Source organism: Candidatus Solincola tengchongensis (genome assembly GCF_015711935.1).
Lineage (GTDB): Bacteria > Actinomycetota > Geothermincolia > Geothermincolales > RBG-13-55-18 > Solincola_A > Solincola_A tengchongensis.
In genome coordinates this window covers 1-8627 of the sequence record NZ_JACVJJ010000049.1, presented here as the reverse complement: position 1 = coordinate 8627, position 8627 = coordinate 1, and the positions used below count along the sequence as shown (strand labels likewise).

The 8627-nt window shown below is 61.0% G+C and carries 7 protein-coding genes; 2 read left to right on the top strand and 5 right to left on the bottom strand.

The features are described from left to right. The first annotated feature begins 498 nt into the window (after window positions 1–498). On the top strand, window positions 499–1692 hold the full coding sequence (locus H7007_RS04065; RefSeq protein ID WP_287153258.1) for an ATP-binding protein: 1194 nt from the start codon (window positions 499–501) through the stop codon (window positions 1690–1692). Between the two features lie 627 nt (window positions 1693–2319). Next, entirely contained in the window at window positions 2320–3594 is a 1275-nt protein-coding gene (locus H7007_RS04060) for an InlB B-repeat-containing protein (protein ID WP_287153257.1), read from the top strand. A gap of 182 nt (window positions 3595–3776) precedes the next feature. Here the strand turns inward: H7007_RS04060 and H7007_RS04055 are convergent, their stop codons facing one another. From H7007_RS04055 to H7007_RS04035, 5 genes are all read right to left on the bottom strand, one after another. Continuing rightward, window positions 3777–4616, bottom strand: a complete 840-nt coding sequence (locus H7007_RS04055; RefSeq protein WP_287153256.1) for an ARPP-1 family domain-containing protein — start codon at window positions 4614–4616, stop codon at window positions 3777–3779. Between the two features lie 492 nt (window positions 4617–5108). Next, window positions 5109–5561, bottom strand: coding sequence for a hypothetical protein (locus tag H7007_RS04050; RefSeq protein WP_287153255.1), 453 nt, complete (start codon window positions 5559–5561; stop codon window positions 5109–5111). Between the two features lie 386 nt (window positions 5562–5947). Then, window positions 5948–6871, bottom strand: coding sequence for a WD40/YVTN/BNR-like repeat-containing protein (locus H7007_RS04045; RefSeq protein ID WP_287153253.1), 924 nt, complete (start codon window positions 6869–6871; stop codon window positions 5948–5950). A 1232-nt stretch (window positions 6872–8103) separates the two neighbouring features. Continuing rightward, window positions 8104–8319 (bottom strand): hypothetical protein, encoded by a 216-nt coding sequence (locus H7007_RS04040; RefSeq protein WP_287153252.1) that lies wholly within the window; start codon window positions 8317–8319, stop codon window positions 8104–8106. Between the two features lie 60 nt (window positions 8320–8379). Next, window positions 8380–8544, bottom strand: coding sequence for a hypothetical protein (locus tag H7007_RS04035; RefSeq protein WP_287153250.1), 165 nt, complete (start codon window positions 8542–8544; stop codon window positions 8380–8382). Window positions 8545–8627 lie beyond the last annotated feature (83 nt).

Sequence of the window (8627 nt, the reverse complement as noted above, 5' to 3'; positions counted from 1 at the left end):
ATATGATGATAGAACTCTTCCAACTGGGGCAATCCCCCTCGATTAGCACCAGATATCAAAAGCATGTACTTAATATTTCACCAAATAAGCCTGTCGTTGAAACCTGTTTTTATGAGAGTGCGTCGCGTGAGAAGGTGTTCAACGATGAATTAAGTAAAAATAGTCAACGCGTTGAGTAAATCGAAGAGTTGGGGAAACGCTTACAGGAATGGGTAGAGTGGAATACGGAAGGCGAGGGGATAAGCGGAATAGATGCTGGGCATAAGGTAAAGCTATGCGAGGGAAAGAGAAAGTGAAAGTGTTTAAAGACAGTTTAAGAAATGTCTGGGAGGGGGACAGAAAAAGTACGCAGTAGAGCGTATGGCGAAGTTGTGACGTAACTTAAGGCGGCGCGGCGCTGGATGGTGCGGAACTAGGCGATGCGAGGAAGGACGGGAGGTAAGACTGCGCAATGCCCAAGGCAGGGGAAAGGGGGCCGCGGGGATGAGTGGAGATGGGATGAGCGATGACATCTACGTGAGGCTGCGAGAGTATCTGGACCGCCTGCCGGGAGGCTTCCCCCAGGAGAGCGGGGGACTGGACGTGGAGTACCTAAAGCGCATCTTCACACCTGAGGAGGCGGAGGTGGAGCTGGCGGTGAGGCCGGTGCCCGAGCCGGCCTCGGCAATCGCCCGCCGCTGCGGGAAGCCGCCGGAGGAGACGGAGCGGATACTCGAGGGCATGGTGCGCAAGGGGCTGGTGCTCCCCGTCCCTCCGGACAAGCCCGCCGGGAAGAGGCTCTACATGGCCCTGCAGTACATGACCGGCTTCGGGGAGCAGGTGCTGGCCTTCGGCCTGGACGAGGACTCGGCGAGGCTGTGCCTGGACTATCACCTCAAGTCCGGCTTCAAGGCCGGTTTCGCCGGCCAGAGGCAGATGCGCGTGGTCCCCGTGGGAGAGGCGGTGGAGAGCCTCCCCGCCGTGGCCCCCTACGACCGCATCCGGGACATGGTGGCCGCCCAGGAGGTCATCGCCGTCACCCCTTGCCCCTGCCGGGTCTCCAACCGAAAGGCGGGAGTGGGCTGCGGGCACCCCGTGGAGAACGAGCTCAGTTTCGGGTTCGTGGCCCAGTGGCGCATCGCCAACGGCTTCGGAAAGCGCATAAGCACCGAGGAAGCCCTGCGCATCATGGACGAGGCGGAGAGGGCCGGGCTTCTTCTGGCCCCCACCAACACCAAGGAGCCCGTCGGGATGTGCATGTGCGCCGCCTGCTGCTGCCACTGGCTGCAGGGGCTGCGTCTGCACGATAGGCCCGCGGACCACGTGCAGTCCTCTTACCGGGCGAGGATCGACCCGGACTCCTGCACCGCCTGCGGATCATGCATCGAGCGCTGCCACATGGAGGCCATCGCGGAGGTGGACGGGGCTATGGCCGTGGACGAGGGGCGGTGCATAGGTTGCGGCCTGTGCGTATCCGCCTGCCCGGAGGGGGCGGTCGTGCTGGTGGAGCGGGAGGGCGCGCGCGAGCCCTCCTCCACCTACCTGGGCATGTTCGCCCGGGTGGCCGGAGAGCGGGGCCTGCCCCTGGGTAAGATGGAGAAGGTAATGGACCGCACCCCGCTGCCCCTCTTCATGGGGACGTGGAAGGTCCTGCACCGGCTCCACCTGGCGGGCCCGGTCATCAACCTCATGGAGAAGCGGGGCCTGATCTAAAAAGCGGATGGGAATCCGCAATTCACTAAGACCCGTTCGCGCGCGAGGCTCTCAATCCCAACTTTTTCCTTTGCTGCATTGGAGGGACGTGATTTTATGCATAAGGAGAGAGTTTCTCGAAGGCGCCGCTTCGACGCCGCGTCGTTTCGGCAAGCGCTCCAAGGTAAAGGTAAAGAGATTTCCTCCTATTGCCGTTTTTTCAACAGGTGATTTAAAAAGAAAAGTCCAAAAGACCGCCGGTCTTTGGCGGGAGATGAAACGAGCCATTAACGGTGGTATATTCATATCGGAAGCTTAGTTCCCTTTGGGCTTCTCCCTGAGCGCAAGGGCGACAAGTTAGGGGATTAGTTCTCAGGGGTTGATTCCTTACCTCCCCAAACGCTCAGGAATAGGGCGCGAGAGCGTTGGGAGGTGAAGGAATTGAATTCCGGAGGGAAAAGCTCACCGCAAAGATCCTCGAAAGTTAAGGAAGCCTTTCTCGTTACCTCCTTGCTGGCTGCGGCGCTTCTCTTGCTGGCCTTTCATTTCGCACGAGCGGAAATGCGGGGCACGGAAGGCGGCGCGCCCACGGCTGCCTTGACGCCGGATACCAGCTGGGCACCGGATAACGGCTCCGGGGCCCCCGCGGTGAGCTCCGTCCTCCCCCGTTTCTCGGGGGAGGCCACCGCCGTGCACGTGACCGACCTCCACGGCGCGGGCTTCCAGGACGGGGCCCAGGTGAAGCTCTCCCGGGCCGGACAGCCGGACATCGAGGCCACCAACGAGAACGTGATCTCCGCCAACCAGATCTCCTGCGACCTCGACCTTTCCGAAGCCGCATGGGGAGCCTGGGACGTGGTGGTCACCAACCCCGACCTCTCAAGCGCCGGCCTCCACGGTGCATTCTTCGTGGGGACTGCTTACGGGCAGGCCTGGGGTTGGAACGAGGAGAGCCAGTGCGACGTCCCCGCGGGCAACGACTTCGTGGCCATATCCGCCGGTGGGACCTACAGCCTGGCCCTCCGCTCCGATGGCTCCCTGGCCGCCTGGGGGGAAAACTATTACCACCAGTGCGACGTCCCCGCCGGCAACGGCTTCGTGGCCGTTTCCGCCGGAGATTCTTTCAGTCTGTCCCTTTGCAGGTGCTACCTCGTCAACGCCTCGGTCCTATCGGGTCAGGGGACGGTCAACCCGACCTCCCAGAAGGTGACCTACGGGGAGAGCGCCCAGGTTAAGATAACCCCGGATCCGGGCTGGCACATCGCCGGGATAACCGACAACGGAAACCCGGTGACTATTGCCGATCCCTCGGGCATGACCTACACCCTGGAGAACGTCACCGAGAACCACCTGGTGGAGGTGGTCTTTGAGCTCAACACCTACGCCGTCGCCTGCTCCGTCTCCCCCCAGGGCTCGGGGAGCGTCACCGGAACGGGGAACTACACCCACGGCTCCCAGGTCACCCTCACCGCCAACCCCGCCGCGGGCTACCACTTCCTGCGCTGGACGGAGGGAGGGACACAGGTCTCCACGGAAAACCCCTACAAGTTCACGGCCACCGCCAACCGCACCCTGGTGGCCGTCTTCGAGCAGGAGGTTTCCCCCCAGACCACCTTCTACTTCGCCGAGGGCTACACGGGAAAGGACACCTTCGAGGAGTACCTCTGCCTCATGAACCCCAACGAGGAGCAAACCACGGCCCACATCACCTACATGTTCTCGGACGGCTCCACCAAGGAGCAGGACCTGCCCATAGGCAAGACCTCCCGGGCCACGGTGAACGTGAAGGCCGCCGTGGGAGAGGACCGGGACGTCTCCGTGAAGGTCACCTCCTCCCTTCCCATCGTCTGCGAGCGCCCCATGTACTTCAACTACGCGGGGGCCTGGACGGGAGGGCACGTGGTCATGGGGTACACGCCGTGAGGCACGGGCGGCGACGGCAGGGAGAAGGCGATGAGCAAGGAGATTCGCGGTTGCGGATCAAGCGGATTTGAATAGGAAATTAATGGAAACGATTGGGGCCCCGGAGAGCGGGGCCCCAACGTCTTTCGTACTGCGATTCCCGGGGCAGGACGTCTTCGACGGCCTGGCTTACCAAGCCGTCTCTAGAGTACGTATTCCCCGCGGAAGCCTCGCCGGGAGTTTAGGCCGGCCATCCTCCCCGCCCTCTCCGCCTGCGCCATCTCGAAGAAGGCCGCGTGGACGACCGCCTTGCGGTAGACGAGGGCGGAGCCCAACATCCTCTTGCCAAGGAAACGGTAGTCCCACCCCAGGCCCACCGACCGATACTTCCTCTCCTCGCAGTTGACGGCGCGGGAGAGGAACTCCCTGGCCTTCTCCGGGGTGGGCTTGGGCGGCTTCCTCCCCTGGGTGAGGAAGGCCTCCATGGCGTAGCTCTTGAGCAGCTTGGGGTGGAGGACCTTGTAGGCCGACGCCCTGGAAAGGACGTCCATCCCCGCCGCCCTGCCGTTGATGAGGACCAGGAGGCCCCGCTGCCCCTTCCGGCAGGGGAAGGCCTCGAGGTACTCCTCGAGCTCCTTGCCCCGGGCCTGGATCACGTCCCGGATGGCGCCGGTGGGGGAATGGACCCCGGCCCTTTCCGCCACCCGGTCTATCTCGTCCCACACCAGGGCCTGGTCGGATTGGAATTCCGCGTGCCGCTCCAGGCTCTCGGTCACCGTTTGAGCCTTCCGGCTCCTCACCGAGTGGACCAGCACGTTGTCGGAGTCCTCGAAGTAGCGGCTCTCGTAGTGCCAGCGGCCGGCCTCGGTGCAGCTCACGGGGATTACCAGCTGGGACTTGGCGGGAACCAGGATCGACGTGTTGAGCACCCGGTTCTGCTTGGCCCCGGCCAGCTCCTCCCCGTCCATGAGCAGCACCGGTTTCTCGCCCCGGTTCTCCACCTTGAGCTCGGGGACGCTTCCCCCTTCGTCCACCTCGCCCACCCTGAGGCCCCTTCCTCCAGAGCCTCCTTAAGGGTCAGGTAGGCCGGGCCCCCCTTGACCGGGGAGAACAGAGGGATTACCCCCATATTCTCGAAGACCTGCAAGTCCCCCAGCTCGAGGGAGGTCAGGTAATCGGTTACCAGCTTTTCCATCTCGCACACCCCCTTTACAGGGCATTTGTAGCACCTGCCAGTGACAAAATCTGGGGTATGCCGCCGGACGGCAGTGCTGGTCTGGGTGGTAATCGATGGAAAAAGTTCGTTCGTCTGGCGTTGGAACCCGGAAGAAGACGTGGCCGGGAGACCTCGTTATCCCGGCCAAGTTGCCACGGAGGCGAAATCGTGGTTAGTGGTGATCGCGACCCCTTCGATCTCAGGCCGCCGTCGATGGTCTGAAGCTTGCCGCCCCTCTAAATGGCGGTACTCCGATTTGAGCGGCCCCGATTGAGCCGAAGAGCCGCGGAGGTGCAGCCTCCCGCACCGACGGTCTGACTCAGTCCTCTACCTTCACCTCCACGGTGCAGTCGTCGGGGAGGATCTCCATGTAATAGGTGCCGGGCGCGAGGTAGATGGTTTTCTGATGTGGCCCGGGCTCGAAGGCATTAGCCCCCGCCTGCATCTTGCCGTCCGGATGGGAATATATGGTTATGGTCACTGTTGCCTTGTCTCCGCCGATCAGGTTGTAGTAGAGCGTCTGCGAGGAGGTCTTGACCTGGAAGGTGTCGGTCTTGGTGTCGGCGCTTACCGTGGTGGAGAAGACGATATTTTGGCCCTGCGCCTCCTGCTGCTCGGAGCCGGTCTTTTCGCTCGTCTGGGCATCCTCAGGCGCGCCCTTCTCTCCGGCTTCCTTCTTGGACCCGCAGCCGGCAGCGGCCAAAAGAAGTAGGAGGATGATCAGGATACCGGTGATTCCGACGCAAAGTGCGCCCTTCTTTTTTCTCACCATTTCGCACCTCCTTCTCGTGGGCCTGCGCCTATTTTAAGCGGGAAGAGCACCGGGCGCAATAAGAAGTCCGCGCGTGAAAAGCTCGTGGGTAGGAGTATTTTTCCTCCACTCCTCGCGTCTTTGCCGTTTCGTCCATGTGAGGTTTCGATAGAAGTGGCATATTGTGGAATAAATGTCCAACAAGCGAACCTCGAGGGTTCACGAATGCTTCCAGGATTGGAAGAGCATTCGGCCTGGATTACATCATCTTCACCCGGCTGTATTTCCCTCTAGATCCCCCTTGGATGAAGATCAAGAAAAATCCCCAACAACATGCCCTACACATCTAAAGGGACCTTCCGAAGCGGACGATTGCATGTCGATTCAGGAGCGTCGGCTCGCCCCGTTCAGGCGCTTATCCTGTACACCGACCCCCTCGATCCCACCGCCAGCAGCTCCCCGCCGGGCAATGGTGCGAGGGCCTCCAGGTCCGTTTTGCTGTCCAGAACGTCTTTCTCCCAGTGCACACCTTCATGATCGCCCCGCATCACCAGTCCTCCCCAACCGGCGACCCAGACATCCTCCGATGTAAGACAGATGGACCTCAAGCAGGAATTGATTCCGGTATCCACCATTTCCCAACTTACCCCGCCGTCGGCGCTCCTGAGCAACGTCCCCCCGGCGCCGGCGGCCCACAACTCCGCTTCACCGCCGACGGCGACGTCGTGCAGGGCCGCCTGCATCGCGGTCCCCTGTGTTTTCCAGCTCTCGCCTCCGTCGGGAGAATACAAGATGAGGCCTCGCGATCCCACCACCCAGGCGCGGCCCTCCTCGCCCACGGCCACCGCGTTGAGCATGAAACCGGAGAGGCTGCGTTGCCCAGGCTGCACCATGTCGCCTTCCGTGAGTCCCTGCGGGGCGAGATAGCCTCCGGCGCTGCCCAGCCGTACGGCTCGGGCCTCCCCGGTGTCCTCGCGTATCCGGATGAGGGTGCCCGACCTCCCGCTCACCAGACAGAGCCCGCTGCGGGAGCGGACGGCGTTGAGAAGGTTCCCCGTCCCCGTGGATAGGACCTCCCAACGCGTGCCGCCGTCCCGGCTGCGCATGACCCTTCCCTTGCTTCCGGCCACCCATAGCGTGCCCCCTTCGCTGAAATGAGTAGCTTTCCAGAGTCGCTTCTCCTCCCTGTACAGGACGTCCCAACTGTCCCCGGTGTCGGGCGAGTAAAGAATGAGACCCTTTTCCCCCACCACCCACACCCGACCGAGGCCGTCGGTGGCAGCGCTCCAGAATTTGGCAGCAATGGGCGTGCGGATCTTTGCGGCCTTCATCCTTTCCCTCCCTTTGTCCGACCGTTCCTGTCTCCAACCCGCCAGAACCGGGATTAGGGGTCCCGGATGTCGCCCCCCGTTGTCCATTGTTATAGATGATGATTCCTGTCTTGGCGGGCATTTGACGAGATGGCGCTTTCAATCGCCGTTGAGCGACTGATGTTCAAACTTTTCGATGTCATGATTCTACACTATTCAAATAGATATACCGCCACGCAAAGGCCTCCATAGGAAGCCCGGCCCTTTATTCGCAAAGCGACAGTTACCGCGGAGCCCCTGCATTCCTTGGCCGGAGTCTTCGTTTGAGGCGGCGAAAAAAGAATCTCCATGCCCCGGGTATCGCCGCACGAGGGGCGAATGCGCTTCGGGGATTTGAAAAGAGTCCATGCGGATTTTGGGTCGCTTTGGCGGTCGAAAAGGTTTAACGCTGGCGAAAACCCGCCGATGCTGCGCCGCTCTTCGATCCTGTCCGCCGTCTGCGGTCATGAAGTGGAGGCGATGATGGAGGTCGGCGGAGGGGGGCGGACATCCATCAAGCGGCAGTTCTCGCAGCCGCGAAGGGGAGGAAGAAAGGTCCCTAGCTTCGCGGGCTTTGCTTTTCCATTTCCCAAACGGCAGGTGTAGGCCCAAGTTATGCCTGCCCTGCTAAAGTTGAGGGAAGCAACAAGGAATGGTCAACTCCGGGCGGTGGATCACGGGCCAGCGGGATTACCCTTGTGAGCGCCGCTGCTTTCCCATGAAGGACGAAGACGGGCGAGGAAAAGCTGGTTCGTGAAGGTTTTAAGAGGGTGGATATTAAGGAGGGCGTAGCCGGTGTGGAGGCACGTTCCGACGAAGTTCAACGGGGGTCCGTCGCGCTCAGCACTGGGTCAATAAGAGAAGAGCGTTGAGGCACCTTCCTAAAGGCCGTCTATAACCAAAGCCTGGCCGGGGCGTATATGCCCTCTGACCAGGCCTTTTATCTGGTGGAGATGAGCGGATTCGAACCGCCGACCTCCTGCTTGCAAGTTGACTGAAATCAGTTGTTAACAGAAACAACATCTTCAACATGGGTATGTTGAGGGGTAAATTATGGGTTTGAGCAGGTATTTTACATTTAGCAGAAGTGATGGCTTTTATGTAAAGCGCCGTATTTTACGGCAATTCCGGTCCTTTATGTTAGAAATCCGTTAGAAAAAAAGTCGTTCCGCTATCCGAATCACGATCTGTTTACCAGTTAATATTATAACCTTCTACAACCTCTCGTAAATGAGAAAGTGAGCCACGCGGGGAACGCCGGCGATCACCACCGGGTGCTCGGCCAAGTCGAGCTGGGCCTGCTTTCCCGGTGCGGTCTCATAGCGCACCGTGCGGCGGGAGTCCCGCAGGGGGCGCTTGGGGCGGATGTAATCCCGCAGGATGGTGCGCCCACCCTCGTAGCCCATGAGCCTGAGCTTTTGCAGGATCACCTCTGCGTTCCACACCCCTTCCGCCAGCTCCTGGTCGATGAAATCCTTGAAGGGATCGAGCTAGCTGTCCCGGGCCCGGGGCCTCTTCCCGGAAGGTGGGCCTCCCCACACAAGTGCCCTGGTCACCGTCCTGGGATGCACTCCCAGCCTTTTGGCGATGTCCTTCTTGTAGACACCTCTATCATGTTGTGCTTTGATTTCCATATAGTCCTCCTTGCTGATCATCGGTACCTCCCCGGTAGTGATTGGACACCTCCTACCGGATTGTAGCCGATGACAGCCGGGGGGACTCTCTCTTCCCAGAGTGA